The 26,414-nt window shown below is 69.9% G+C and carries 21 protein-coding genes; 2 read left to right on the top strand and 19 right to left on the bottom strand.

Features of this window, described 5'->3' with window-relative positions; all coding sequences use genetic code 11:
• The first annotated feature begins 13 nt into the window (after positions 1–13).
• A complete protein-coding gene (locus ABQE89_RS04275) occupies positions 14–1,279 on the top strand; it encodes an HNH endonuclease signature motif containing protein (RefSeq protein ID WP_448414464.1) in 1,266 nt (421 codons plus the stop codon).
• Between the two features lie 22 nt (positions 1,280–1,301).
• Here ABQE89_RS04275 and ABQE89_RS04280 read toward each other — a convergent pair whose 3' ends face one another.
• From ABQE89_RS04280 to ABQE89_RS04295, 4 genes are all read right to left on the bottom strand, one after another.
• Positions 1,302–5,024 (bottom strand): bifunctional nitrate reductase/sulfite reductase flavoprotein subunit alpha, encoded by a 3,723-nt coding sequence (locus ABQE89_RS04280; protein ID WP_448414466.1) that lies wholly within the window; start codon positions 5,022–5,024, stop codon positions 1,302–1,304.
• A 2-nt stretch (positions 5,025–5,026) separates the two neighbouring features.
• On the bottom strand, positions 5,027–6,460 hold the full coding sequence (locus ABQE89_RS04285) for a nitrate/nitrite transporter (protein WP_448414468.1): 1,434 nt from the start codon (positions 6,458–6,460) through the stop codon (positions 5,027–5,029).
• Between the two features lie 261 nt (positions 6,461–6,721).
• Complete coding sequence (locus tag ABQE89_RS04290; protein WP_448414470.1) at positions 6,722–8,266, bottom strand: phospholipase D family protein; 1,545 nt, start codon at positions 8,264–8,266, stop codon at positions 6,722–6,724.
• Between the two features lie 42 nt (positions 8,267–8,308).
• Positions 8,309–9,658 carry a TIGR01777 family oxidoreductase gene (locus ABQE89_RS04295; protein ID WP_448414472.1) on the bottom strand — a complete coding sequence of 450 codons (1,350 nt, stop codon included), beginning with the start codon at positions 9,656–9,658 and terminating at the stop codon, positions 8,309–8,311.
• A gap of 83 nt (positions 9,659–9,741) precedes the next feature.
• Between ABQE89_RS04295 and ABQE89_RS04300 the strand changes: the two genes are divergently transcribed.
• Positions 9,742–10,407, top strand: a complete 666-nt coding sequence (locus ABQE89_RS04300) for a phosphoribosyltransferase (protein ID WP_448414474.1) — start codon at positions 9,742–9,744, stop codon at positions 10,405–10,407.
• A gap of 5 nt (positions 10,408–10,412) precedes the next feature.
• Here ABQE89_RS04300 and ABQE89_RS04305 read toward each other — a convergent pair whose 3' ends face one another.
• From ABQE89_RS04305 to ABQE89_RS04375, 15 genes are all read right to left on the bottom strand, one after another.
• Positions 10,413–10,757 carry a DUF308 domain-containing protein gene (locus ABQE89_RS04305; RefSeq protein WP_448414476.1) on the bottom strand — a complete coding sequence of 115 codons (345 nt, stop codon included), beginning with the start codon at positions 10,755–10,757 and terminating at the stop codon, positions 10,413–10,415.
• A 40-nt stretch (positions 10,758–10,797) separates the two neighbouring features.
• A complete protein-coding gene (wag31, locus tag ABQE89_RS04310) occupies positions 10,798–11,607 on the bottom strand; it encodes a DivIVA-like cell division protein Wag31 (protein WP_448414478.1) in 810 nt (269 codons plus the stop codon).
• A 227-nt stretch (positions 11,608–11,834) separates the two neighbouring features.
• Positions 11,835–12,125, bottom strand: coding sequence for a YggT family protein (locus tag ABQE89_RS04315; RefSeq protein ID WP_448414480.1), 291 nt, complete (start codon positions 12,123–12,125; stop codon positions 11,835–11,837).
• A 138-nt stretch (positions 12,126–12,263) separates the two neighbouring features.
• On the bottom strand, positions 12,264–12,908 hold the full coding sequence (locus tag ABQE89_RS04320; protein ID WP_448414482.1) for a cell division protein SepF: 645 nt from the start codon (positions 12,906–12,908) through the stop codon (positions 12,264–12,266).
• Positions 12,856–13,725 carry a YggS family pyridoxal phosphate-dependent enzyme gene (locus ABQE89_RS04325; RefSeq protein ID WP_448414484.1) on the bottom strand — a complete coding sequence of 290 codons (870 nt, stop codon included), beginning with the start codon at positions 13,723–13,725 and terminating at the stop codon, positions 12,856–12,858. Before ABQE89_RS04325 ends, ABQE89_RS04320 begins: the two co-directional genes overlap by 53 nt.
• Positions 13,722–14,429, bottom strand: a complete 708-nt coding sequence (gene pgeF, locus ABQE89_RS04330) for a peptidoglycan editing factor PgeF (RefSeq protein WP_448414486.1) — start codon at positions 14,427–14,429, stop codon at positions 13,722–13,724. The genes ABQE89_RS04325 and pgeF overlap by 4 nt, the downstream gene beginning before the upstream one ends.
• Positions 14,430–14,455: 26 nt before the next feature.
• A complete protein-coding gene (gene ftsZ, locus ABQE89_RS04335; RefSeq protein WP_448414488.1) occupies positions 14,456–15,616 on the bottom strand; it encodes a cell division protein FtsZ in 1,161 nt (386 codons plus the stop codon).
• Between the two features lie 184 nt (positions 15,617–15,800).
• Positions 15,801–16,736, bottom strand: a complete 936-nt coding sequence (locus ABQE89_RS04340) for a cell division protein FtsQ/DivIB (RefSeq protein WP_448414490.1) — start codon at positions 16,734–16,736, stop codon at positions 15,801–15,803.
• Entirely contained in the window at positions 16,733–18,184 is a 1,452-nt protein-coding gene (murC, locus tag ABQE89_RS04345) for a UDP-N-acetylmuramate--L-alanine ligase (RefSeq protein ID WP_448414819.1), read from the bottom strand. The genes ABQE89_RS04340 and murC overlap by 4 nt, the downstream gene beginning before the upstream one ends.
• A gap of 8 nt (positions 18,185–18,192) precedes the next feature.
• Positions 18,193–19,350, bottom strand: a complete 1,158-nt coding sequence (gene murG / locus ABQE89_RS04350; RefSeq protein ID WP_448414492.1) for an undecaprenyldiphospho-muramoylpentapeptide beta-N-acetylglucosaminyltransferase — start codon at positions 19,348–19,350, stop codon at positions 18,193–18,195.
• Positions 19,347–20,855 carry a putative lipid II flippase FtsW gene (gene ftsW / locus ABQE89_RS04355; protein ID WP_448414494.1) on the bottom strand — a complete coding sequence of 503 codons (1,509 nt, stop codon included), beginning with the start codon at positions 20,853–20,855 and terminating at the stop codon, positions 19,347–19,349. The genes murG and ftsW overlap by 4 nt, the downstream gene beginning before the upstream one ends.
• Before the next feature lie 4 nt (positions 20,856–20,859).
• A complete protein-coding gene (gene murD, locus ABQE89_RS04360; protein WP_448414496.1) occupies positions 20,860–22,290 on the bottom strand; it encodes a UDP-N-acetylmuramoyl-L-alanine--D-glutamate ligase in 1,431 nt (476 codons plus the stop codon).
• Between the two features lies 1 nt (position 22,291).
• A complete protein-coding gene (gene mraY / locus ABQE89_RS04365) occupies positions 22,292–23,371 on the bottom strand; it encodes a phospho-N-acetylmuramoyl-pentapeptide-transferase (RefSeq protein WP_448414498.1) in 1,080 nt (359 codons plus the stop codon).
• Positions 23,368–24,873, bottom strand: coding sequence for a UDP-N-acetylmuramoyl-tripeptide--D-alanyl-D-alanine ligase (locus ABQE89_RS04370; protein WP_448414500.1), 1,506 nt, complete (start codon positions 24,871–24,873; stop codon positions 23,368–23,370). The genes mraY and ABQE89_RS04370 overlap by 4 nt, the downstream gene beginning before the upstream one ends.
• Complete coding sequence (locus ABQE89_RS04375; protein ID WP_448414502.1) at positions 24,870–26,408, bottom strand: UDP-N-acetylmuramoyl-L-alanyl-D-glutamate--2,6-diaminopimelate ligase; 1,539 nt, start codon at positions 26,406–26,408, stop codon at positions 24,870–24,872. The genes ABQE89_RS04370 and ABQE89_RS04375 overlap by 4 nt, the downstream gene beginning before the upstream one ends.
• Positions 26,409–26,414: the final 6 nt, after the last annotated feature.

Here is a 26,414-nt window from a genome sequence, read left to right on the forward strand (position 1 = left end):
TCATGATGTGGGTATGTCCGCGGTGGCACCTGTTGAGGCGGGGGTGGTGAGCCCCAAAGACCGTATTGAGGTGCTGTTCGGGTGGTTGGGGCAGTTGGCCGGGCAACGTAACGCCATCGACGCCGAAACCGTGGAGATCATCGCCGAGATCGACCGCGACGGGCTGTGGGGCATCACCGGAGCCCGGTCACTTGCGGCGATGGTGGCCTGGAAACTGGGCACCACGGTGACCACGGCCAACGCCATCACCTCCATCGCCCACCGCTTCGACGAACTTCCCCGCTGCACCGAAGCAATGCGCACCGGGCAGCTCTCGTTGGATCAGGTCGGAGTCATCGCCCAACATGCCGGCGCGGGATCCGACGCCCACTACGCCGAGCTGGCCCAGGTCGCCACCGTCAACCAGCTGCGCACCGCGATCCGGTTGGAACCACGTCCCCAACCCGACGCGCGCCCTGACCCGCCGCCCTCGATCACCAAACACACCCGCGGCGAAATGACCTGCTACAAAATCACCCTCGACCCGCTGCAGGCCGCCCAATTCGACGCCGCCCTGCAATCGCACCACGACGCCCTGATCACCGAATGGAAACACGACCACACCAACGTCGCAGACGACGAGCCTGAAGAGCAGCCCGACGTCGATGCGGTGGCGCCGATGCCGACCGCGGTCGACGGGTTCATGCGCCTGGTCGAATCCGGCTGGGACGCCGAGGCCACCCGCCGCCCGCATGGCCAGCGCACCACCGTGATCGCCCACCTCGACCTCAAAGAGCGCATCGCCGCGCTGCATCTGGGCCCGCTACTGACCGACGACCAACGCCGCTACCTGCTGTGTGACGCCACCTGCGAGGTGTGGTTCGAACGCGACGGCCAACCCATCGGCGCCGGGCGCACCACCCGAATGATCAGCCGCCGACTACGCCGCGCTTTAGAACACCGCCACCGCACCTGCGTGGTCCCCGGCTGCGGGGCCACCCGCGGCCTGCACGCCCACCACCTGATCCACTGGGAAGACGGCGGACCCACCGAACTGGACAACCTGGTCCTGGTCTGCCCCTACCACCACCGCCTACACCACCGCGGCCACCTCACCCTGACCGGACCCGCCCACACCCTCACCGTCACCGACAGCACCGGACACCAACTCAGCCACCGCTCCCTGGCCCGCCCACCCAACCGACCCCCACCCGCCGTCGCCCCCTGTCCCGGACCTCTCGGCGAGCGCGCCGACTGGTGGTGGTACACCCCCTATCAACCCCCACCATCACCAAACTGAAGCCCGGGGCCGGGGGTGGCCGTCAATACACGTCGCGCACATAGCGTTTGGCGGCGACGAGCGCACGCTTGTAGTCATGAGCGTCCTCATGCGAGAGTCCGCCGTGCTTCTCGATGATCGTCGTCAACGCGGCGTCGACGTCGCGGGCCATTCGGGCGGCGTCTCCGCAGACGTAGAAGTGCGCGCCGTCCTCGAGCCAACGCCACACCTGCGAGCCGCGCTCCAGCATCCTGTGCTGCACGTAGACCCGGTCCGCCTGATCGCGGGAGAACGCCAGATCCAGCCGCAGAAAGCCATCGCGGACCATGTCCTCGAAATCCCGGCGGTAGTAGAAGTTCTGGTCGCGGTGCTGATCGCCGAAGAACAGCCAGTTGCGCCCGGGCTGTCCGAGCGCGCGTCGTTCCTGCAGGAACCCGCGGAACGGTGCGACACCCGTTCCCGGCCCGACCATGATCATCGGTGTCGCCCCGTCCGCAGGCGGCCGGAAGTGCGGCGAGCGCTGCAAGAACACCGGCGCCGACGCCGCCCGGTCGGCAAGAAACGTCGAGCACACGCCGCCGCGACGCCCTCGGTTGGCGCCGCGGTAGCGCACCACCGCGACCGTCAGCTGCGCCTCGTTCGGACACACCAGTGGACTCGAGGAGATCGAGTACTGACGCGGGGTCAGCCGCACCAACACGTCCTGCCACTGGTCGGGGTCGGCGTGCACGACGAACTCCTGCACCAGGTCCAAACCGTTGCGCCCGATCAACCACCTGTCGAGCTTGTCCCCGGAGGCCCGAAGCGCCTTGGCGTCGCGGCTGTTCTCGGCGATGAAACGCAGCAGGTCGCTGGTGACGCGGCAGAAGTCATACTGCGTACGCAGCGCCTCACGCATGGTCTGCGCGATGCCGTCGACCTCGACGACGTGATCGCCGCGCATCCCGGTCGCGGCAAGCCAGGCGTCGACGGCATCGGGGTCGTTGGCGGCGTACACGCCGAGGCAGTCCCCTACCGCGTAGCTCACCTCGTGTTCAGATAGGTCAAAGCCGAACTGGCGCACTTCTTTTCGTGCGTCTGGCGCGGTCAGCAGGACATTCCTGGACAGCGGGACCACGACGGGCTGAAGACGAGTGAAGGGTTGGGCCGCCGCCGGCGCGGCGACGTCGACCGCCGGGACGCCGCCGAGCAGCGCGGCGACGTCATCGGCCCATCGCCGCATCGGTGCGTCGTCGTATGCCTCGCATTCGGCGCGCTTGAGCAACCGGCTCGCGCCGAGGGCCGCCAGTCTGGTGTCGATGGATCTGGCGTGGCCGCAGAAGTTGTCATAGGAGCGGTCGCCGATACCCAGCACCGCATAGCGCACCCCGCGCAGCGCAGGCGCATCCGAAGCGGTCAGACGGGTCCAGAAGGTGGCCCCGTTGTCGGGCGGTTCCCCGTCGCCGAAAGTGCTGGTGACCACGAGCACATCGCCGACGGTAGCCAGGTCGGCGGGCGCGACGTCGTCCATGCTCATCAGTTGCGCCCCGGTGATCCGCTCGGCCAGCCGGCTGGCGAACTGTTCGGCGGTACCTGTCTGCGACGCCCACAACACCAGCGGCCCGTCGCCCATCCGGGCATCGGTTCTGCTGACCGCGGGGGCGGGCGGCGGTCCGACAGGCCGCAGGCCGACGGCGCAAACCTTGAATTCGGGCTGCAGTGAGTCGGGGTCGACGGCGTCGTTGGTCAACGCGTTGACGGTCAGGTGCTCACCGTGCGCCTCGTTCCAGTGAAACGGCGCAAAGCAGGTACCCGGGCGGACCCGACCGGTCACCAGCGCGGGAAGCACTGCCCGGCCGCGTCGGGTGCGCAGTTCGACGGGTTGGCCGGTGCTGATATCGAGCACGCCGGCGTCGTAGGGATGGACCTCGATGAACGGACGACCGTCGAGTTTGTTGAGCGCGTCGATCCGTCCGGTCTTGGTCATGGTGTGCCACTGGTGCGCCAGCCTGCCGGTGTTGAGCACGAAGGGATAGTCGCCGTCAGGCAGCTCGTCGGGATCGGTGTGCGGGCGGGCGTGAAAAGCGGCGCGTCGCGACGGCGTCGGAAACGCCAGCACATCGCCGTCGACATACCTGATCGGGTTGCGGGGCGTCGCGCCTGGCGGACACGGCCACTGCACGGGTGTCTCCCGCAGCCGGTCGTAGGTGACGCCGCGTAGGTCGTAGCCCGTCTGGGGGTTGGCGAATCCGCGGATCTCGTCGAAAACCTGCTCGCTGGAGTCATAGTCGAACTGTGACGCGAACCCCAGATGCGCGGCGACCTCACAGATCAGCTGCCAGTCCGGGCGGGCCTGTTCTGGCGGCGAGATTGCCTGCGGCAGCAGGGTCAGGGTGCGTTCGGAGTTGACCATCACGGCGTCGGACTCGGCCCAGAGCGCAGCGGGCAGCACGACGTCGGCATAGCGGTTGGTCGAGGTGGTGCGGTAGACGTCTTGTGTGATGACCAGTTCGGCCGCCTGCAGGCCAGCGATCACCGTGTCTCGATTGGCCACGCTGGCAACGGGGTTGGTGCAGATGATCCAGCACGCTTTGATGTCGCCGTCGGCGAGCTGTCGAAACATGTCGATGGTGCCCGGGCCGACGTCGGGGCGGATGGTCCCGGGTGCCAGGCGCCATTGTTTTTCCACGAATGCACGGTCGGCGGCGCAGGTCACCGAGCGCTGGCCGGGCAGCCCCGGTCCCATGTAACCCATTTCCCGGCCACCCATCGCGTTGGGTTGGCCGGTCAGCGACATCGGTCCGCTGCCGGGGCGGCAGATGGCGCCGGTGGCCAGATGCAGGTTGCAGATCGCGTTGGTGTTCCAGGTGCCGTGGGTGCTCTGGTTCATTCCCATTGTCCAGCAGGTCATCCACTCCCCCGCATCGGCGATCATCGCTGCGGCGCTGCGGATGTCGGCCTCCGCCAGACCCGTGATCGCGGCGACCCGGGCGGGGGTGTAGTCGGCCAGAAAAGCCGGCATGGCGTCCCAGCCCTCGGTGTGCTCGGCGATGAACTCCCGGTCGATGTCACCGCTTTCCACCAGCAGGTGAAGCAGGCCATTGAGCAGCGCCAGGTCGGTGCCGGGTTTGATCTGCAGGAACAGGTCTGCGCGGTCGGCGGTGGCGGTGCGCCGCGGGTCGACGACGATCAGCTTCGCGCCGGCCCTCAGCCGATCGGCCATCCGCAGGTAGAGGATCGGATGACAGTCGGCCATGTTCGAGCCGATCACGAAAAACAGGTCGGTGCAGTCGAAGTCGTCGTAAGAGCCCGGTGGACCGTCGGCACCCAGCGACTGCTTGAACCCGGTGGCGGCGCTGGCCATGCACAGCCGCGAGTTGGACTCGATGTGCACGGTGCGCAGGAACCCCTTGGCCAGCTTGGTGGCAAGGTACTGCGCTTCCAACGACATCTGCCCCGACACGTACAGTGCGACGGCGTCTGGACCGTGCTCGTCGACGATCGCGCGCAATCGGCGACCGGCTTCGGCGACGGCCTCGTCGACGGGCGCGGGCGTCAGTTCCGCACCGCGGCGCACCAGCGCCGATCGCAATCTGTCGTCGTCGGCGGCCATCAACTCGGCGTGGGTCGTCCCTTTGGTGCACAGTCTGCCGGAATTGGTGGGATGGAGCTTGTCCCCGGTGACCCTGGCGATGACCTGGCGGCCGGTGTCCGAGTCGGTGGTGGTGTGCACCTCGATGCCGCAGCCGACGCCGCAGTACGAGCACGCCGTCCTGGTCTTGCTCACGGTCAAGTCGCGGCGACCGGTGTCGCCGTCGCGCCGATCTGCTCGTCCGCTCCCCCGCGCGCGGAGTGGATGCGCAGGAAGACGAACCAGGTGACCACCGCGCAGATCACATAGAACGCCAGGAACACCCAGAAGGCGTTGGTCGCCGACTTCGCCTCACCGACATACGACGCGCGCAGCACGACGTTGATGAACACCCCGCCGAGCGCGCCGACCGCGCCGGCGAACCCGATCAGCGCACCGGACATGCTGCGCGACCACGCGGCCTTCTCGCCCCGCGTCCAGTCGTCGTGCCCTTGTGCCTTGGCCTCGAAGATGGACGGGATCATCTTGTAGGTCGACCCGTTGCCGATACCGGACAGAATGAACAGCAGGATGAAGCCGGTGACGTAGGCGGTCATCTGCCCGCCAGACGGTGCTCCCGGGGTGGTGTCGTCGATCATGCCCGCGCCCACCAGGATTCCCGCGGCGAAGATCATCGCGACGAAGGTGTAGAGCGTCACCTTGCCGCCGCCGACACGGTCGGACAGCCGCCCGCCGAACGGCCGGGCTATCGAACCCAGCAGGGGTCCGATGAACGCGATCTGCGCGGCGTGAAGTGACGCCTGCGCGGCGCTCTCGCCGCCGGCCAGGAAATTGATCTGCAGGACCTGGCCGAAGGCGAACGAGAAGCCGATGAACGAGCCGAAGGTGCCGATGTAGAGAAAGCTCATCACCCAGGAGTGTCTGAAGCGCAACGCTTCTGCCATGGCGCCCAGGTTCGACCGCTGATTGCCCAGGTTGTCCATGAACAGTGCGGCGGCCACCGCGGCCAGCGCGATCAGAACGAGGTAGATGGCGCAGACGATCTCCGGCGCGGTGTTGCTGACCGCGGCGATCACCAACAGACCCACCAATTGGATGACCGGAACACCGATGTTCCCGCCGCCGGCGTTGAGGCCCAGCGCCCAGCCCTTCAGGCGCTGCGGATAGAACGCGTTGATGTTGGTCATCGATGACGCGAAATTGCCGCCGCCCAGGCCGGCGAACGCCGCGACGAGCAGGAACGTGGTGTAAGAGGTGTCCGGACGGTTCATCACCCACAGCGTCAGCACGGTGGGGATCAGAAGCAGCAGCGCGCTGACGATTGTCCAGTTGCGTCCACCGAATCTGGCCGGGGCGACGGTGTAGGGAATCCGCATCACCGAACCGACCAGCGTGGGCACCGCGACGAGGTAGAACTTTCCGGCGGCGTCGATGTGGTAGACGTCCTGCGGCATGAACAGCACCATCACCGACCAGATCGACCACACCGAGAAACCGACGTGCTCGGCGAAGATCGACCAGATCAGGTTGCGCCTCGCGATCTGCTTGCCCGGCGGTGAACCGTGCTCCCACGCGTCGACGTCCTCGGCATCCCAGTTCTCGATGGTGCGGCTTCGGCTCAAGGTCTTCACGACGACTACGTTCGCCCGGACCCATTCCGCATCGGTTGCCCCGCGGTGTCGGGGTCGTCAACTCCCGCTCACTTCGAGGCCTGGTGCGTGCGCGCTCGGCGAAATCCCACCGTAACAATCGTGACCGACATCACCCCGCGCGTTCAGCCGTGCTGGGCCAGTTGACATTCCAGGATGTCGCCGAGGCGCAGACAATTTCGCAGTTCCGCGGCTGTCAGCGCGACGAGCATGCGACCGGGTCCGCGACCCTGCCGATCGAGTTCACAGCCTACGTCTGAGTCGGTCCCGCCACGCCCGACCGTCGGGATCGTAGGTCAACCGGTACACCGGTTCCGCCCACAGGCGCGTCATCAATCCGATCCGTTCGGGTCGGTGCGGCCGCAGCCGCCCCGGTGGCCGCCGACCCTGCCGCCCGCCCTCATACCATCGCTCCAAAGCCTCTGCGGCCTCGACGATCTCCCGCACCGCTGCCGTCGGGTCAGTCAATCCGCCGTCGTCGGCACCGTCTGGCGGACGGTCCAGATGTTCGCGCAACAACCTCAACCGCAAGTCCCTGGCGAACTCGCCGTCGGTATCGAGCACGGCGCACGACAACTCGCTGTCATGCGTCCAGGACCGGCGGTTGAGATTGTCGCTGCCGACACACGCCCAGACATCGTCGATCACACACACTTTCGCGTGCACGTATACCGGTGTGCCCTCGTGGTTCTCGATGTCGAACACGTGCACCCGCTCCGGGCTCGCGGCCTGACAGGCCTCGAGCGCCTGCCACCGGCCAACCAGGTTGGGCGGCAGCTCGAGTCGCCCGTCGACGTCGGGATGGCGCGGGATGATCGCAACCAGGTGCAGGTCGGGATTGTCGCGAAGGGCGCCCGCGAAAAGCTCGGCGACCCGCTTCGACCACAGGTACTGATCCTCTACGTAGATCAGTCGCCGGGCGCGGGGCACCACCTTGTTGTAGGCCCGCGCGAGGCTGCGCTCACCGCGGCGGGCGAACTCGTAGGCGAAGTGTGCGTCCGGGTACGTGCGCAGCACCTGCACTGCGTGCGGTCCGCACGGCGGCGGGTCCGGTGGTTGTGCCGGCAGCGGGTCGGCGTGCATGTCGGCACCGCGCAACCGGTCCCGCAGCCAGGCCAGCGGGTTGAGCATGTCCAGCGATGCGGGATCGTTCCAGCGTTCCCGGAACGTCGTGTCGAGCGCGCCGACGACAGGGCCCTGCACCTTCAACTGAACGTCGTGCCACGGCGGGCGTTCACCGTAGCGCTCGGCCATCCGCACGGCCTGCGGATCGCCGCGGTGTGCGGCGTCGTCGCGCCGCGAGTGACACAGGTCGATCCCGCCCGCGAACGCCACGTCGCGCCTCGGAGCGCCGGGATGCCGGATGACCACCATCTTCTGGTGGTGCGATCCGCCGATGCGTACCCGTTGGTCCAGCAGCACCTCGCCGCCGGCCCGTTCGATCGCCTCGCCGAGGTGCTGGTTCTCCTCCTCGCTGTACTGGAACCTGTCCAGATGCGACCGCCACACCAGGCCCTTGACGACGACACCGCGTTCGGCTGCGCGACAGAACAATTCGCGTACGGTCGGGCCGTCGTCGCGCATCTTCTGGTCCGGGTCGCCGCGCCAGTCGGTGAAGAACAGGTGGTCGCCGGCGTGCAGCGCCTCCACCTCGGTGACGAGGTGGTCGAAGTAGGTGGCGCCGTGGATCAGCGGTTCGGCGCGGTTGCCCTCACACCATGCAGGCAGACGCGAATCGGCGTTACCGCGCTCCGCGTCGGTGAGAAACCATTCGGCCAAGTCCGACACGTCGGAGAATGCCCAATTGACGCGGAGGTTAACCGGGTGGCGTCAGCCGCGCCCCAGTTCGTGACCGAGTGCCGCGGCCAGATCCGGGCGCCGAAACCGATGGCCCAACGCCAACAGCCGGGCGGGCACCACCCGCTGGTCGGCCTCGGCGAGCTCACGCGCGCCCTGTCGGCCCAGCAGCAGCCGCGGCCCGACCGACGGCACCGGCAGAAGCGCCGGGCGGTGCAGAACCGTTGCCAGGGTCTCGGTGTAATCGGCATTGCGCACCGGCGCGGGCGCCACGGCGTTGACCGGTCCCGTCAGCCGGTCGTCGTAGAGCGCGCGGTGGTAGACATCGAGCAGATCGTCCAGGCCGATCCAGGACAGCCACTGTCTGCCGGTGCCGACGCGGCCACCCAGGCCCGCGGTGAACAGCGGCCGAAGCAGCCGCAGGGTGCCACCGCGCGCCGACTGCACGATCCCCGTGCGCACGTTGACCACCCGCAGACCGGCCGCCACGGCGGGACCGGTGGCCGCTTCCCAGTCGGCGACCAGATCGGCGAGAAACCCCGTACCGTGCGCGGAATCCTCGTCGAGGACGGTGTCGCCCCTGTCGTACCCGTAGACACCGACCGCCGAGGCGCAGACGAATGTGCGCGGGCCGTGCTGCGCGGCGGCGGCCATTTCGGCCAGCCGGCGGGTCGGCCCGATGCGACTGTCTTTGACCCGCGCCCGGTGTCGGTCGGTGAAGCGCCCGGCGATCGACGCTCCGGCCAGGTGCACCACCGCGTCCACGCCCGCCAGCAGCTCGGGTGCGGGCCGGTCCGGATCCCACCGCCTCTCGTCGGGACCCACCGGCCGGCCCCGGACCAGCCGGATCACCCGGTGCCCGCCGGTGCCGAGAAAGGCCGTCAGCGCGGATCCCACCAGCCCGGAGGCGCCGGTGACCGCCACCACCAGCGGCGACAGGCCCGCGTCGCGCGCATCACGGTGTGCGGCGAGGTCGTCGGCCAGTTGCCGGTGCCGGTAGGCGAACATCGCGTGCAGCGCCGACGCGGGCACCGGGGCGTCGATGCGGTCGTACACCCGGGTGCCGGTGCCCGCCTCGCTGAACTCATGGGTGTGCGTCCACCGCCCCACGATGCGCGGCGGCCAGGACCGCGGGCCCTGCGAGGACAGCACGTCGACGAACCGGTGCGGCGGATCGAACCGGCCCGGGTCGTGTTGGGCGACCCAGCGCAGCCCGCCGGGCAGCCCCAGCACGGCGCGCCCGTCCGCCAGGGAACGCGCCTCGCTCAGCACCGTCATCGGCTGCCACGGCGGCACCAGCCGCCGCATCGCGCCCGGTCTGGCATGCCACCCGAAGACCTCGGTCAGCGGATGATCGACAACGCACTCGACCTCGATGCCCATCGCGCTCCGTTCTGTCGGTCCATACCAACTGGGTACTCACGGTCGTAGGGTGACCGGTGTCCGGTGAATCGAGAGTGACGGCGATGAGTGGTTGGAGCGGCTCCACACGGCGCGTGTTCCGCGACCGTCGCGAGGCCGGCGAGGTGCTGGCGCGGCACCTGACGGACTACCGCGGAGGAGACGACGTGTTGGTGCTGGGCCTCGCCCGCGGCGGCGTCCCGGTCGGCTGGCACGTCGCGCGGGCGTTGGGCGCGCCGCTGGACGTGTTTCTGGTGCGCAAGCTGGGGGTGCCGCAGTGGCAGGAGCTGGCGATGGGCGCGCTGGCCAGCGGCGGCGGCGTGGTGATCAACGACAGCCTGGTGCGCAGCCTCGGCATCAGCGAGGAACAGTTGCAGGCCGCGATCGAGCGTGAGTCCGTCGAACTGCGCAGGCGCGAACAGGCCTACCGCGGCGATCGCGCGCCGGTGGACGTCGCCGGCAAGACCGTCATTCTCGTCGACGACGGCATCGCCACCGGCGCCAGCATGCTGGCCGCGGTGCGGGCGGTGCGGAGCAAGGATCCGGCGCGCGTGGTCGTCGCCGTTCCGGTGGGTCCGCCCTCGGCGTGCCGTGATCTGGCCGCCGAGGCCGACGACGTGGTGTGCGCGATCATGCCGCCGGGATTCGAGGCGGTCGGCCAGGTGTTCGACGACTTTCATCAAGTCGACGACGACGAGGTGCGCGAGTTGTTGGCCACTCCAACGACTTAACGCGTCTAGCGGGGGTGGTCCTCGCCTGTGACGTCGTTGTCGCCCTCGGGTGCGACCTGAGGGACGACCGTGGTCTCGGCGTCGTCGTAGCCGGCCGTCGCCGAGGCGTCCTCGGGGTAGTCCTCGGCGTATTCGACCACGCCGGTGTCCTCGCCGTAGTCCTCGGCCTCCGCGCCGTCTCGGCCCGCATCACCGCGCGAGCGTTCACGCACGGCGTCGACGATGAGCAGCACCACGCCGATCAGGCTGGCGGCGATGCACACCCAGGCGATCAGTTCATTACTGGTGACGACGGCCGTCACCAACGCGGCGAGACCGATGACAGCGAGCACGAGCGCGACGATCAGCATTGATCAACCCTAGGTCGAAGGGGCACGGTTCGGTAGCGGCCTAGTTGTTACCCCGGTTGAACTGGCTGAAGTTGCCGCCGTCGCTGCTGGCGCTGGAGTCCACCGGCGCCGCCGAGCCGCGCTGGCCCAGCTCCTCGAGCTGGGACTCCAGGTAGGTCTTGAGCCGGGTGCGGTATTCGCGCTCGAAGGTGCGCAGCTGTTCGAGCCGGCCTTCGAGCACCGTGCGCTGCTGGTTGATGGTGCCCATGATCTCGGAGTGCTTGCGTTCGGCGTCGGCCTGCAGCGCGTCGGCCTTCTCCTGGGCCTGCCGCAGCTGGGCTTCCGACCGGGTCTGGGCATCGGCGAGCATCGCGTCGGCGCGCTGACGCGCCTCGGCGACGGTGGTCTCGGCGGTCTGCCGCGCCTCGCTGACCATGGCGTCGGCCTGGGCGCGGGCATCGGCGAGCATCTTCTCGGAGTCCGCCTTGGCCGTCGCGGTCAAGCGGTCGGCGGTGTCCTGGGCCAGGCCCAGCACCTTGGCGGCCTTGAGGTGCTGATCCTCGCTGACCGGCGCGGGCTGGGCGGCCGGTGCGGGCGCCTCGTAGACGGGCTGCGGTGCCGGCTCGGGCGCGGGCGCCTCGTACAGCGGAGCGGCCGTTGCCTGGCCGCCGCCACCGGCGTGGGCCGCGGCGAGCTCCTGCTCGAGCTCGTTGACGCGTTGCCGGAGGTCGGTGTTCTCCTCGATGAGCCGGCTCAGCTCGTTCTCGACCAGGTCGAGAAACGCGTCGACCTCGTCCTCGTTGTAGCCGCGCTTACCGATGGGTGGCTTGCTGAACGCGACGTTGTGGACGTCGGCTGGTGTGAGCGGCATTGTCGCCCCCTTGCAGTCTTGGACCTTAAACCGGACTCAAAGTGTAGAGCGTCATGGGTAGGTAACTTGCGGCCATCCTGTCACACCAGACCCGTCGGTTGCAGAAGAGGCCGAAATTAAGAACGAATTTCAATCTTCCACGCCACGCCCGGGCCACTTTCGCCGGGCAAATACCGGTCCCCGCAAACCGCCCGGCATGCGCCAAATGCGCGGCCGCGAACCACTTCTCAGGCAGCGGCGCCGAACGCCAGCTGCATCCCGATGAACGCCACCAGCAGCAGCACCATGATCGACAGGTCGAAGCGCACGGCGCCGATGGTGAGCTGCGGAATCAGCCGGCGCAGCAGTTTCACGGGCGGATCGGTCAGGGTCATGATGATCTCCAGGATCACCACGGTGGCGCCCTTGGGCCGCCAGTCGCGGGAGAACGACCTGATGAACTCGACCACGACGCGGGCGATCAGCAGCAGCCAGAACACGAACAGGGCGAAACCCAGGATCTCGAAGAAGAGCGTCAACCGAGCCGACCTCACTAGGAACGAGAATGTGACTTTCAATACAGGCGGTGCCGCGCCGACAGTCGCGATGCGCTGCGAACGCGGTCGCCAGCCTAGCGTGTCCGGCTCAGGGCCTGATGGCAGGCGGTATCGGGACGCCTACTGGTAGGCGTAGAAGCCGGCCTCGGCGATCCGCCGCCGCTCCTCGGCGGAGACGTCGATGTCGGCCGGGGAGAGCAGGAAGACCTTGGTCGCGACCTTGTCGAACGAACCGCGTAGCGCGAACGCCAGGCCGGCCGCGAAGTCGACGAGCCGCTTGGCGTCGGCGTTGTCCATGCTCACCAGGTCCATGATCACCGGGGTGCCGTCGCGGAACCGTTCGCCGATGGTGCGGGCCTCGCTGTAGTCCTTGGGGCGAAGGGTGGTGATCTTCGACAGCGGGCTGCCCTCCTCGAACAGCATCGCCATCCGGCGGGGGTCCATCGCCAACGCGCCCCGGGTCGAGCCACGCAGCGCACCCAGCCGCGACGATGCCCGCTCGAAGTCGCGCGGGCCGCGCAACCGGGGATCGAAGCGATCCTCGTCGCGGTAGCCGCCGCGGTAGCCGGCCAGATCGTCGAACTCGCGGTCGTCGTACCCGCGCACCCCGCGGTCGCGGAAGTCGTCGTCGTCGAAACGGTCCTCACGGGGGCGACGCGCGTACCCCCGGGCGGGACCGCGGTCGTCGTCCTCGAAGTACTCGTCGTCGTAGTCATCCATCGGCGCCATCCCGAAGTACGCCTTGACCTTGTGAAGTGTGCTCATCGCTCGACCCTTCCGCTACCTCTGCCTGTGGTGTCTGTGATGAAGATGTGACTGGAGTGACTACTCCGGGTGACGTTAGAGGACGTTGCCCCAATAGCGCGGTACCGACACGCACACATGTCGACCCGTGTTTCACCGCCGCCTCGAGGTCGCTGGACATGCCGGCCGACAGCTCGAGCCGCTGTCGATACCCCGCCTGTACCCGGTCGCGCTCGGCCTGTAACCGGCCAAAAGCCCTGTTCGGGTCGGCGCCCAGCGGTGGGATCGCCATCAGCCCGACGAACCGCAGGGCCTCGGCCGACGCCGCCGACGCGCACACCTCGTCCACCGAATCCGGGTCGTCGATGTCGATGCCGCCGCGCTTCACGTCCCCGTCGAGGCTCAGTTGGATGTAGACCCGCAGCGGTTCGCTGCGTCTGCCGTCAGCCAGCGCCTGCGCTGCGGCGCGGTCCAGGGCGCCGATCAGCTTCGTGTTGTCGACGGAATGCGCGGCGTACGCCCAGCCCGCGACCGAGCGCGCCTTGTTGCGCTGGATGCGTCCGACCATGTGCCAGCGAATCGGTCCCACGTCGGGCAAATTGTCGACTTCGGTGACCTTTTTCGACGCTTCCTGCTCGCGCGATTCACCGAAATCGTGGCAGCCCAATTTGCGCAATAGGTAAACGTCGCGGGCCGGAAAGAATTTCGTCACCGGCAGCAATTGAATTTCCTCGACGCGGCGCCCGGCGGCCTGCGCGGCGGTGGCCAGGCGGGCGCGCACGGCCGCCAGCGCTTCGGCGAGTTCACGTTCGCGCTGCGCGGTCACCGGATCGGTCATTCCATCCACACCAACGACGCCAGTCGCCCGGTCTCGGCGTCGCGCCGATGGCTGAACAGGCTGGGGTCGGCCACCGTGCACCTCGGGTCGATGTCGATGGCCGTGATCCCCAAAGCCGTTAGCTGCCTGGCGATTCCGACACGCAGATCCAGCCCCGGGGTACCTTTGGCGGTGACCGTCCGGCTGCCGGGCAGCGCCGCGTCCACCTCGGCGGCCATGGCTTCGGGCACTTCGTAGTTGTGACCGCTGACCGCGGGGCCCAACAGCGCCGAGATGTCCTCGACACGCGCGCCGACGGCCACCATCGCCTCCAGTGTGCGAACCACGACGCCCTTTTGCGCGCCGACCCGTCCGGCGTGCACCGCGGCCACCACACCCGCGCGCGCATCACCCATTAATACCGGCACACAATCCGCGGTAACCACCGCCAATGCCAAACCGCGCGTCGAGGTCACCAATGCGTCGGTATTGTCCACCGGCGCCTCGCCGGGTTCGTCGACCACCGCGACGTGATCCCCGTGCACCTGGTTCATCCACACCACCCGGTCAGCACCCAACCCGATCGCGTCGCCGAGCCGGCGACGGTTGGCGGCGACGGCGGCCGGGTCGTCGCCGACGTGGTCACCGAGGTTGAACGTGTCGAACGGCGGCGCGGAGACACCACCGGCCCGGGTTGTCGTCACACGCCGGATGCGAACCGCCACGCTGCCAGTATCGCCGCGTGCCGCGATCAGCGCCGCATGAAGGGCGGCACGTCGACATCGTCATCGGGGATGCCGCCGTCATCCCGGCCGTCGCCGCCGATGCTGACCGTCGCGCCGTTGGTGTGCACCGGCACGCTCGTCGCGTCGTGGGGTTCGAACAGCGACGTCGACACGGCGCCCGCGCGACCGGGTTCGACGGTCTGCGCCGACGAACCGCTCACCACGGGTTTGCGTCCCGGACCGCTGGAATCGAAGCCCGCGGCGATCACGGTGACCCGCACCTCGTCGCCCAGCGAGTCGTCGATCACGGTGCCGAAGATGATGTTGGCGTCCTGGTGGGCGGCGTCCTGCACCAGCGAGGCGGCCTCGTTGATCTCGAACAGCCCGAGGTCACTGCCGCCGGCGACCGACAGCAGCACGCCCTGCGCGCCTTCCATCGACGCCTCCAGCAGCGGCGAGTTGATCGCGATCTCGGCCGCCTTCAGTGCCCGGCCGTCGCCGCGCGCCGAACCGATGCCCATCAGCGCCGTGCCCGCCCCGCTCATCACGCCCTTGACATCGGCGAAGTCGACGTTGATCAGGCCCGGCGTGGTGATCAGGTCGGTGATGCCCTGCACGCCGTTGAGTAGCACTTCGTCGGCGCTGCGGAACGCGTCCATCAGCGAGACCGCGGCGTCGCCCATCTGCAGCAGCCGGTCGTTGGGGATGACGATCAAGGTGTCGCAGCTTTCCCGCAGCGCCTGGATGCCCGCCTCGGCCTGCTGGCTGCGGCGCTTGCCCTCGAAGGAGAACGGCCGCGTCACCACACCGACGGTCAGCGCGCCGAGCTTGCGGGCGATCGACGCGACCACCGGAGCTCCCCCGGTGCCGGTGCCGCCGCCCTCGCCCGCGGTCACGAAGACCATGTCGGCGCCGCGCAACAGCTCCTCGATGTCGTCCTTGGCGTCCTCGGCGGCCTTGCGCCCGACCTCGGGGTCGGCGCCCGCGCCGAGGCCGCGGGTGGAGTCGCGGCCGACGTCGAGCTTGACATCGGCATCGCTCATCAACAACGCCTGCGCGTCGGTGTTGATGGCGATGAACTCCACACCCTTGAGGCCTTGTTCGATCATCCGGTTGACGGCGTTGACGCCGCCGCCACCGATGCCGACCACCTTGATGACGGCTAGGTAGTTGTGTGGGGGGGTCATTGCGATCCCTTCCTCCCAGGTTGCCTGACGACACGCCGGACAGCTTGGACTCCCGCAAACCCTAAACCTCAACCAGAGGGTTATAGTTATGTCAAGTTGTCCCGCGCAATCAGCACGGTAGGGCGATGCCGCGAGGTATCGAGGCAGGCGCGCCGGTGTGCCGCATAAGAATTTCGGACAATCGCTACTTCACGGTCGGCAAATCCGGGCTGGACACGTCGTAGGTGTGGCCCGGTTGGGTGAGCAACGCCCCGAGTTTGAGCGCCTTCTCCTCGGTGCGGTCGGTGGTCCCCCATACCACCTGCCGGCCGTCGACGAGCTGCAGGCTGATCGCGGCGACCGTGGGCGCGGCGACCCGGGCCACCTGCGCGGCGACCTCCGGGCGCAGCGAGGTCATCACCTCCAGCGCGGCCTTCGTCGGCCCGTCGTCGGGGCCGGGATTGTCGACGTCGAGATACGGCACCCCCGGCGGCGGCGGTGCGATCGCGAAGTCCACGCCGTCGCGGTCGAACAGGTGGGGCCCGTCCGGATAATCCTTGACCACCACCGGCACCCGCTCGACGACCGTCACCCGCAGCGTCGACGGGTAGTTGCGCTGGACGCGCACGGTGGCGACCCGCCGGATCTCGGCCACCCGCTCGGCGACCGCGTCGGTGTCGATCTGCAGCAGCGGTGTGCCCGGCACCACCGCGGCGGCGGTGACGACCTCGTCCTGGGCGATCGCGTCCAGTCCCGTGACGGCGATGCTGCGCACCGACATCACCGGCGTGAAGTACAGCAGCAGGCCGACACCGACCACCACGACGCTGATCAACGCCGACCACATCAGCACCTTCAGGCCCCGGACCGCTCCCCTGCCGAGTTTCTTGGTCTCGTCCGGCCGGCCGCCCATGACCCGCTTCTTGGCCTCGCGGCGCGCCTGTTCGATCGCGGTCGCGCGCGCCTGGGCCTCCCGCCGCTGCTCCCGTTCGCGGCGCGCCCGCCTGCGGGGGCCCTCATAATCGGGCGCGGCCGCCGGTGGCAGCGTCGCCTCGGTTCCGGTTGGCTCGTCGGACTTTTCGGCGGGCTGCTCGGGCGCCTCGTCGGGCGCCTCGGTGGGCTGGTCGGTCGGTTCGGTCACCGGAACCCCGCCTGCGGCCTCCCCGGTGCGCTGCGGTTGGCCTTGGCCTGCAGCGCGTCGAGGATCTCCCGGCCCAGCATGGTCACGTCACCGGCGCCCATGGTGATCACCAGGTCGCCGGGCGCGGCGGCCGCGGCCACCCGGTCGGCCACCGCGGAGAAATCCGGCACGTAGGTCGCGGGCGCGCTGACGTGTTCGACGACGCTGGCCCCGCTCACCCCGGCCAGCGGTTGTTCGCGGGCGGCATAGACGTCGAGCACGAACACCTCGTCGGCCGCACTCAACGCCTGCCCGAACTCGCGTGCGAAAGCCTGTGTGCGGGAGTACAAGTGGGGTTGAAAAACCACGATGCAGCGGCCGTCGCCGGCCTGCGCGGCCATGGTGCGCACCGCGGTGAGGGTGGCCCCGACCTCGGTCGGATGGTGCGCATAGTCGTCGAACACGCGCACACCGTCGGCCGTTCCCACCAACTCGAAGCGGCGCCGCACCCCCTCGAACCCGGCCAGGCCGTCGAGCACGGTCTCGACGGGGGCGCCGATACTCGTCGCCGCCAGCAGCGATCCGAGCGCGTTGAGCGCCATGTGCCTGCCCGGCACGGCCAGGCGCATCACCCGCGGGTGCGGTTCGTCGGCAAGCCGGATGTGGGCCACCGCGCCGGTGTCGTGCTGCTCCCAGCCCAGCAGCGCGGCCTGCAACGGCTGCGCCGGGTCGCTGCCGTAGCGCAGCACCCGGATGCCCAGCGCCTCGGTGCGGGCGGCCAGCGCGGTCGCCCCCGGGTCGTCGACACAGACGACCAGCGCGCCGCCGGGGCGCAGCCGCTCGACGAACGCGTCGAACACCGCGGCGTAGGCCTCGGCGCTGCCGAAGAAATCGAGGTGGTCGGCGTCGATGTTGGTCACCACCGCGATGTCGGGGGTGTACTCGAGCAGCGACCCGTCGCTCTCGTCGGCCTCGGCGACAAAGCAGTCACCGCTGCCGTGGTGGGCGTTGGTGCCCGCCTCACCGAGATCGCCGCCGACGGCGAACGACGGGTCGAAACCGCCGTGCTGCAACGCCACGATGAGCATCGAGGTGGTGGTCGTCTTGCCGTGCGTGCCCGTCACCATCAGCGTGGTGTGCCCGGCCATCAGCTTGGCCAGCACCACCGGCCGCAGGATCACCGGGACACCACGGCGACGGGCCTCGACGAGTTCGGGGTTGGTCTTGGGAATGGCGGCATGGGTGGTGACCACCGCGGTCGGCCCGCCCGGCAGCAGATCCAGCGAGGACTCGTCGTGGCCGATGCGGATGGCCGCACCGCGTGCGCGCAGCGCCGCCACGCCGCGCGACTCCTTGGCATCGGAACCCGAGACCAGCCCGCCGCGGTCCAGCAGGATGCGCGCGATGCCCGACATCCCGGCCCCGCCAATGCCGACCATGTGCACCCGCTGCAGCTCGGGTGGCAGCATGTTGTCGGTCACCGCAAGCCCTTTCGCGACTGCCGGGCCACGTCCAAGGCGATCTCGGCGACCCGCCGCGCGGCGTCGCGATGTCCGGCCAGCGCCGCGCCCGCGGTCATCGCCCCCAGCTCTGCGGAGTCGGTGAGCAGGCCGACGACGGTGTGGGCGACGAAATCCGGGGACAGCTCGGCGTCCTCGACGATCAACCCGCCACCGGCCGCGACCACCGGCTGGGCATTGAGCCGTTGTTCGCCGTTGCCGATCGGCAGCGGCACGTACACGGCGGGCAGGCCGACCGCGGTGACCTCGGCCACCGTCATCGCGCCGGAGCGGCAGATCGCCAGATCCGCGGCCGCATACGCGAGGTCCATCCGGTTCAGGTACGGGACCGCGACGTAGGGCGGATCGCCGTCGGCGGGCTCGCGCAAGTCGAGCGTGTTCTTCGCGCCATGCGCATGCAACACCGAGACACCGGCTGCGGCAAGGTCTTTGGCCGCGGCGGCGACCGCCCGGTTGATGGACTGTGCCCCCTGGGACCCGCCGAACACCAGTAGAACCTTGGCGTCGTCGTCGAACCCGAAGTGCGCCCGCGCCTCGGCGCGCAGCGCCGCACGGTCCAGAGACGTGATCGCCGCACGCACCGGCACGCCGACCACCTCGACCCGGCCCAACCCCGGATCGGTCACCGCCGAGAGCACCCGGACCGCCCCGCGCGCCCCGACCCGGTTCGCCCAGCCAGCGCTGGCGTTGGCCTCGTGCACCACCACCGGCACGCGTCGGCGCCGCCGCAGCCCACCGCGGGCGGCGAGGTAGGCGGGCAGCGCGACGTAGCCGCCGAACCCGATCACGACGTCGGCGTCGACCCCGTCGAGTACCGCCCGGCTCTGCCGCACCGATCGGCGCACCCGAGCGGGCAGCCGCACCAGATCACCCGTCGGCTTGCGCGGCAGCGGCACCGGCGTGATCAGCTCGAGGCGGTAGCCGCGTTCGGGAACCAGGCGGGTCTCCAGGCCGCGCTCGGTGCCCAGCGCGGTGATCCGCACCCGCGGATCGAGCGCCCGCAACGCGTCGGCCACCGCCATCGCCGGTTCCACGTGCCCCGCGGTGCCGCCACCGGCGAGGACCACGGATATCTCCTGGTGCCCTCCCTGTGGGACCGACCCGGTGTCGTTCACCCGTAACGCTGACCTTCCATTGTGCGAGACCGCCTGCCCCTGCCGTCGCGGCCGCCTCCATGATGCCTCGACGCCCGCGCCGACCGTGCAGCCGCGTGCGGTTTGCGCCGGTTGTCGGCGGGCTGCCTGCGCACGGGTTTGGGGTTCTGCTTGGCGGATTTCGATCGGGCTTTCTGGGCTTTCTGGGCGCGCAGCCGGTCGCGCACGGCCTCGGTTCGAGTGGGGACGTACTGCGCGGGCAGCGGCAGACGCAACAGCCTGTTCATCCGGTCGTCGCGGCCCGCGCGCAGCGCGGCCACCGCCTCGGGTTCGTGACGCGCCGCGTTGGCCATGATTCCGATGATGAACAACGTTGTGGCCGTTGATGTTCCACCCGCCGAGATGAGCGGCAGCTGCAGCCCGGTGACCGGCAGCAGGCCCACCACGTAGCCGACGTTGATGAAGACCTGCCCCATGATCCACAGCGTCGTGGTGGCCGTCAGCAGCCGCAGGAACGGGTCGACGGATCGACGGGCGATGCGCATCCCGGTGTAGGCGAACAGCCCGAACAGGCACAGCAGCGCGGCCGCGCCGATGAAGCCGAGCTCTTCGCCGACGATGGCGAAGATGAAGTCGTTGTGCGCATTGGGCAGGTAGTTCCACTTGGCGCTGCCCTGACCGAGCCCGTCGCCGAAGACCCCGCCGTTGGCGAGGGCGTAGCGGGCCTGGCGGGCCTGGTACCCCGCGTCCTGGGGATCGGCCCCGGGATTGAGCCAGGACCGCACCCGCGCCGAGCGGTAACCCTCGGCGACCGCGAGCACCGCCGCCGAGACCACGATGGCGAACAGCGAGGACAAGAACACCCGCAGCGGCAGGCCGGCGTACCACAGCAGGCCCAGCAGGATGATGCCCAGTGACACCGTCTGGCCGAGGTCGGGCTGCGCGACGATCAGCGCCAGCGCGATGACCGCGGCGGGCACCAGCGGGATCAACATCTCCCGCAACGACGCGTGCTCCATCCGGCGGGCGGCCAGCAGATGCGCACCCCAGATCGCGAACGCGATCTTGGCCAGCTCCGAGGGCTGCATGGAGAAGCCCGAGATCACGAACCAGCCACGGGACCCGTTGGCCACCTTGCCGATTCCGGGGATCAACACCAGCGCCAGCAGGATGACCGTGACCGCGAAACCACTGAACGCCAGGCTGCGCATGGTCTGCACCCGCATCCGCAGCGCGATGTAGAAGCCGACGAGACCGACAAGCGTCCACAGCACCTGTTTGGCGAACACCGCCCACGGCGACCCGTCCTGGTTGTGGGAGTACACCCCGGAGGCGGACAGCACCATCGTCAGGCCGAGCATGGTGAGCAGGGCGGCGACCGCGACGACGAGGTGAAACGAGGTCATCGGCCGACCGAGCCAGGCGCCGAACCGGGTGCGCGGGCTCGGATCGGGCGGGACCGGCTTCGGCGTCGCGTCCTCGGCGCCGGCCCTGCGATGCCGCAACCGGGTCAGGATGTTGCTCACGGCGCTACCCGGTCAGGGCGCGCACGGCCGCGGCGAACTCGTCGCCTCGGTGGCCGTAGCCGCGGAACTGGTCGAAGGACGCACCCGCCGGCGCCAGCAGCACGGTATCGCCTGGTCCGGCGAGGTCGCGCGCGGCATTGACGACGGCGGCCATGAGGTCTGTCACATCCGCAACAGAGCTAACACCCGTATCAACTGTCCCATGCACCCCAGAATCCTCCCCCGTCACGAGCTGAACGACGGGGACATCCGGGGCGTGTCGCGATAACGCCTCGGCGAGCTGGGTGCGATCGCGCCCGATCAGCACCACCCCGACCAGTCGGTCGGCCACCGCGGCGACCAGGTCGTCGACGGAGGCGCCCTTGAGCAGGCCACCGGCGATCCACACCACGCGCGGGTAGGCGGCGATGGACGCCTGCGCGGCGTGCGGGTTGGTGGCCTTGGAGTCGTCGACGTAGGTGACGCCGTCGAGCGTGGTGACCACCTCGGCGCGATGCCGGCCCACCTGGAAGCCGCCGAGCGCCTCGGCGATCGCCCCCGGCGCCACCCCGACCGCGCGGGCCAGCGCCGCGGCGGCCAGCGCATCGGCCACCCCGACCGGACCGGCCACCGGGATCGAGGCCGCCTCGGCCAGCGCGACATGATCGCCGAACGCGTTGTCGACGAGCACGCCGTCGGCCACGCCGAGTTCGCCCGCACCCGGTTCGCCCAGCCGGAACCCGACCCGGACCGGGGCCGCGGCGGCGGCGAGCAGGCCGGCCGCCACGGGATCGTCGAGTCCGGCCACCGCGACCCGGCCGGTGAGCACACGGGCCTTGTCCTGGGCGTAGGCGGCCATCGAGCCGTGCCAGTCCAGATGGTCCTCGGCGACGTTGAGCACCACGCCCGCCTCCGGTCGCAGCGACGGCGCCCAGTGCAGCTGGAAGCTGGACAGTTCGACGGCCAGCAGCTCGGCCTGCTGGTCGAGCATGTCGAGCACCGGGTCGCCGATGTTTCCGCACAGCAGGCTGCGACGGCCGCCCGCGACCAGCATCGCCTGCAGCATGGATGCCGTCGTGGTCTTGCCGTTGGTGCCCGTGACCACCAGCCACTTCCGCGGCGTCCCGTACCGGCCGGATTGATCCAGCCGCCACGCCAGTTCGATGTCACCCCAGATCGGCACGCCCGCGCCCGCCGCGGCGGCCAACACCGGCGTGGTCGGCGCGAAGCCCGGGCTGGTGACCACCAGGTCGTAGTCGGCGATGCGCGCCTCGGCCTCGGCCGTGGTGACCACCGACGCGGGCGTGATCAGCCGCTGCAGCGCCAGGGGGTCGTCGTCGCAGATGGTCAGCCGCACCCCGGTGGGCTCGAGCACCAGGCTGGCCGAGCGGCCGGTCAGACCGGCGCCGGTCACCAGCACCCGGGCGCCGGGAGTCAGCGGCTCGAGGAGGGACACGTCAGGCTCCGACGGTGGTCAGCCACTCGCTGTAGAACAGCGCCACCCCGAGCCCGCAGGCAATCGCGGTCAGCAGCCAGAACCGGATGATCACCGTGGTCTCGGCCCAGCCGACCAGTTCGAAGTGGTGGTGGAACGGCGCCATCCGGAACACCCGGCGCCCGGTGGTCCGGAACGCCAGGATCTGCACGACGACCGAGGTCACCTCCGCGACGAACAGCGCGCCGAGCACGACGGCGAGCATCTCGGTGCGGCTGGTCACCGACAGGCCGGCGATGATGCCGCCGAGCGCGAGCGACCCGGTGTCACCCATGAAGATCTTGGCCGGTGCGGCGTTCCACCACAGGAACCCGATGCAGGCCCCGGCGGTGGCCGCGGCGACGATCGCCAGGTCCAGCGGATCGCGCACGTTGTAGCAGCCCAGCCCGGGACTGATCGCGCACGCGTTGCGGAACTGCCAGAACGTGATCAACACGTAGGCCGCGCACACCATCGCCATCGCACCGGCGGCCAGCCCGTCGAGGCCGTCGGTGAAGTTCACCGCGTTGGACCAGGCGGACACGATCACCACGCAGAACAACACGAACAGCGCGGGGGTCAGTGTGACGGTGGCGATCTCGCGCACGTAGGACAGTTCCGGGCTGCCGGGGGTCAGCCCGTCGGCGTTGGCGAACTGCAGTGCCAGGATTCCGAAGAGCACCGCCGCGGCCAGGATGCCGACGGTCTTCGCGGTCTTGTTCAGGCCGAGGTTGCGGGACCGCCTGATCTTGATCAGGTCGTCGACGAAGCCGACGGCGCCCAGCGCGGTCGCCAGCCCGAGCACCAGCAGACCCGACGCCGACGGGCCCTTGCCGTCGATCACCACGCCGACCAGGTGGGTGCCCAGGTAGCTGGCCCAGATGCCCGCGAGGATCGCCACCCCGCCCATCGACGGGGTGCCCCGCTTCTTGTGGTGACTGGGCGGCCCGTCCTCGCGGATTTCGTGGCCGAAGCCCTGCCGGGTGAACAGCCGAACCAGCAACGGGGTCAGCAGGATCGAGACCGTCAGCGCGATGCCGACGGCAATGAGGATCTGCCTCATCTGCGCCGATCCCCTGGATCGGCGATGAGGGCGTCGGCCAGGGCTCCCAGCCCGACGGCATTGGAGCCCTTCACCAGCACCACGTCACCGGCCCGCAGCTCGGCCCGCAGCAACTCCAGCGCGGCGTCGGCGTCGGCGACCATGGTGGCCTCGGCTCCCCACGATCCCTCCATCACCGCGCCGTGGTGCATGGCGCTCATAGCCCTCCCGGTTCCGACGACGACGAGTCGTGACACATCTAAGCGCACCGCCAGTCGGCCGATGTTGTCATGCTCCGATATCGCATCGTCGCCGAGTTCGGCCATCTCGCCGAGCACCGCCCAACTGCGGCCGCCGTCCGGGCCGGCATCCTGGGCCATCCAGGCCAGCGCCTTGAGCCCGGCCCGCATGGAGTCGGGGTTGGCGTTGTAGGCGTCGTTGATGACCGTCACCCCGTCGTCGCGGGTCACCACCTGCATGCGGTGCCGCGACACCGGACCCGCCCCGGCCAGCGCGTCGGCCACCTGATCCAGGGTGGCGCCGCACTCGAGCGCGACGGCGGCCGCGCACAGCGCGTTGGACACCTGGTGGTCGCCGTGCACGGCGAGGCCGACCTCGACCTGCCGATCGCCGGCATGCAGGGTGAACCGCGGCCGGGCCAACCCGTCGAGCGTCACGTCGCCGGCCCACAGATCGGCCCCCGGTTCGCGCGACACGCTCACGACACGCGCGGCGGTCCGGTCGGCCATCGCCGCCACCGCGCTGTCATCGACATTGAGGACCACCACGCCCGAGGCCGGAACCACTTGGGGAAGCTCGGATTTGGTCTCCGCGATGGCTTCGCGGGAGCCGAACTCGCCGAGGTGAGCGGTGCCGACGTTGAGCACCACCGCGATCGACGGGGGCGCGATCGCCGCCAGCGCCGCGATGTTGCCGCGGTGTCGCGCCGACATCTCCAGGACCAGGTAGTCGGTGGACTCCGTGGCCCGCAGCACCGTCCATGGGTGGCCGAGCTCGTTGTTGAACGAACCCGGCGGCGCCACCACCTCGCCGAGCGGGACCAGCACCGCGGCCAGCAGATCCTTGGTGGAGGTCTTGCCCGACGATCCGGTGACCCCGATGACGGTCAACCCGCCCTCGACCAGCTGGGCGGCGACCGCGCTCGCCAATTTGGCCAGCGCGGCCAGCACCGCCGCCCCCGCGCCGTCGGTGTCGTGTTCGAGCACGCTGGCCAGCTGATTGTCGGCGGCCGCGCCGGTATGGGGCTCGACGACGATCGCGGGCACGCCCACCGGCCGCGCCGCCAACACCGCGACGGCGCCGGATTGCACCGCGGCGGCGGCGAACTCGTGGCCGTCGGCGTGCGCGCCCGGAAGCGCGAGGAACAGCCCGCCGGGGGTGACGGCCCGCGAGTCGAACTCCACGGTCCCGGTCACCCGCGTGGCGGCGGCCTGCTCGGCGGAGATGTCGGCGAGGCGACCCCCGACGATGTCGGCGATCGCGGCGATGCTCAGCTCGATCACGGGCGGTGTCCCAACGCGTCGAGAGCGGCGGCAAGCTCGACGCGGTCGTCGAACGGCCGGGTCTGGCCGCTTCCGGTCTGCCCGGGCTCGTGGCCCTTGCCTGCGACCAGCACGACATCTCCTGAGCGGGCCCACGCGACCGCGTGCGCGATGGCCTCGCGCCGGTCGCCGATCTCGACCACCTCGGCGCGGGGGGCCCCGGCGCCCGCCGCGCCTTTGGTGATCGCGGCCCGGATCTCGGCGGGGTCCTCGTCGCGCGGATTGTCGTCGGTGACCACCACCAGATCGGCCAGTTCGGCGGCGACCCGGCCCATCGGTTCGCGCTTACCCGGATCGCGGTTGCCACCCGCCCCGATCACCACGGCCAACCGACCGCCGTGCTCCCGCAGGGTCTGCAGCGCGGCCTGCAGCGCGCCGGGTTTGTGCGCGTAATCCACCACCGCGAGAAACGGCTGACCACGGTCGACGGGCTCCATCCGGCCGGGAACCGTCGCGGTGCGCAGACCCGGCCCGGCCTGCTCGGGTGAGACGCCGACCGCGTCGAGCAGGGCCACCGCCAGCAGACAGTTGGCCACGTTGTAGCGCCCGGGCAACTCGATGCGCAGCCCGTGGTGCACCCCTGCCGGGTCGACCGCCGAGAACTCCTGTGCCCCGCGCCCGGCGGGGCGGAGGCCCTCAACGCGCCAGTCGGCGTCGCGCCCGGTGGCGCTGACCGTCACCGGCGCGGCCGCCAGCGCGGCGATCCGCCGTCCTGCGTCGTCGTCCACGCAGACCACCGAAACCGCGGCGTGACTTGGTGATCGGGGGTCGAACAGCCGAGCCTTGGCGTCGAAGTAGTCCTGCATCGTCGGGTGGAAGTCCAGGTGATCGCGGGACAGGTTGGTGAAACCCCCGACGGCGAACCGCACCCCGTCGACGCGCCCCAGCGTCAGCGCGTGGCTGGACACCTCCATCACCACGGTGTCCACGCCCTGTTCGACCATCAGCGCCAGCAGGGCCTGCAGGTCGGGCGCCTCCGGTGTGGTCAGTGCGCTGACCTGATCGTGTCCGGCGATCCGCACGCCGACGGTGCCGATCAGGCCGACGACACGGTCGCCGGAGCGCAGACCGGCCTCGGCCAGATAGGCGGTGGTGGTCTTGCCCGACGTCCCGGTCACGCCGATGACCCGCAGCTTCTCGGAGGGATGGCCGTACACCGTGGCCGCGAGGTCGCCGAGCACCGTGCGCGGCGCCGGATGGATCAGCACGGGCACGTCGACCTCGGGAAACTGCTCACCGATCCGGCCTGCCCCCGCGGCGTCGGTGAGCACCGCGACCGCACCGCGGGCCACCGCGTCGCCGACGTAGGTCGCGCCGTGCGAGGACGCGCCGGGCAGAGCGGCGAACAGGTCGCCCGCCCGGGCGTCCTGTCCGCGCAGCGTGACCCCGGTGATGTCGACATCGGGCACGGAGGCCCCCCTGGCGGGCACCGCCTTGACCTGCTCGGCCAACGGCCCGAGAGCGTGGCCGAGGGGGTGGCTGGGACGCAGGTTCATGGCGTT

The organism is Mycolicibacterium sp. XJ1819 (assembly GCF_053483675.1).

Bases quoted from the DNA above. Each gene is read 5' to 3' on its own strand.
- ABQE89_RS04275 (WP_448414464.1), top strand. From the start codon at position 14: ATGTCCGCGGTGGCACCTGTTGAGGCGGGGGTGGTGAGCCCCAAAGAC.
- ABQE89_RS04295 (WP_448414472.1), bottom strand. From the start codon at position 9,658: ATGGGCATCGAGGTCGAGTGCGTTGTCGATCATCCGCTGACCGAGGTC.
- ABQE89_RS04300 (WP_448414474.1), top strand. From the start codon at position 9,742: ATGAGTGGTTGGAGCGGCTCCACACGGCGCGTGTTCCGCGACCGTCGC.
- ABQE89_RS04305 (WP_448414476.1), bottom strand. From the start codon at position 10,757: ATGCTGATCGTCGCGCTCGTGCTCGCTGTCATCGGTCTCGCCGCGTTG.
- wag31 (WP_448414478.1), bottom strand. From the start codon at position 11,607: ATGCCGCTCACACCAGCCGACGTCCACAACGTCGCGTTCAGCAAGCCA.
- ABQE89_RS04320 (WP_448414482.1), bottom strand. From the start codon at position 12,908: ATGAGCACACTTCACAAGGTCAAGGCGTACTTCGGGATGGCGCCGATG.
- ABQE89_RS04325 (WP_448414484.1), bottom strand. From the start codon at position 13,725: ATGACCGATCCGGTGACCGCGCAGCGCGAACGTGAACTCGCCGAAGCG.
- ftsZ (WP_448414488.1), bottom strand. From the start codon at position 15,616: ATGACCCCCCCACACAACTACCTAGCCGTCATCAAGGTGGTCGGCATC.
- murC (WP_448414819.1), bottom strand. From the start codon at position 18,184: ATGCTGCCACCCGAGCTGCAGCGGGTGCACATGGTCGGCATTGGCGGG.
- mraY (WP_448414498.1), bottom strand. From the start codon at position 23,371: ATGAGGCAGATCCTCATTGCCGTCGGCATCGCGCTGACGGTCTCGATC.
- ABQE89_RS04375 (WP_448414502.1), bottom strand. From the start codon at position 26,408: ATGAACCTGCGTCCCAGCCACCCCCTCGGCCACGCTCTCGGGCCGTTG.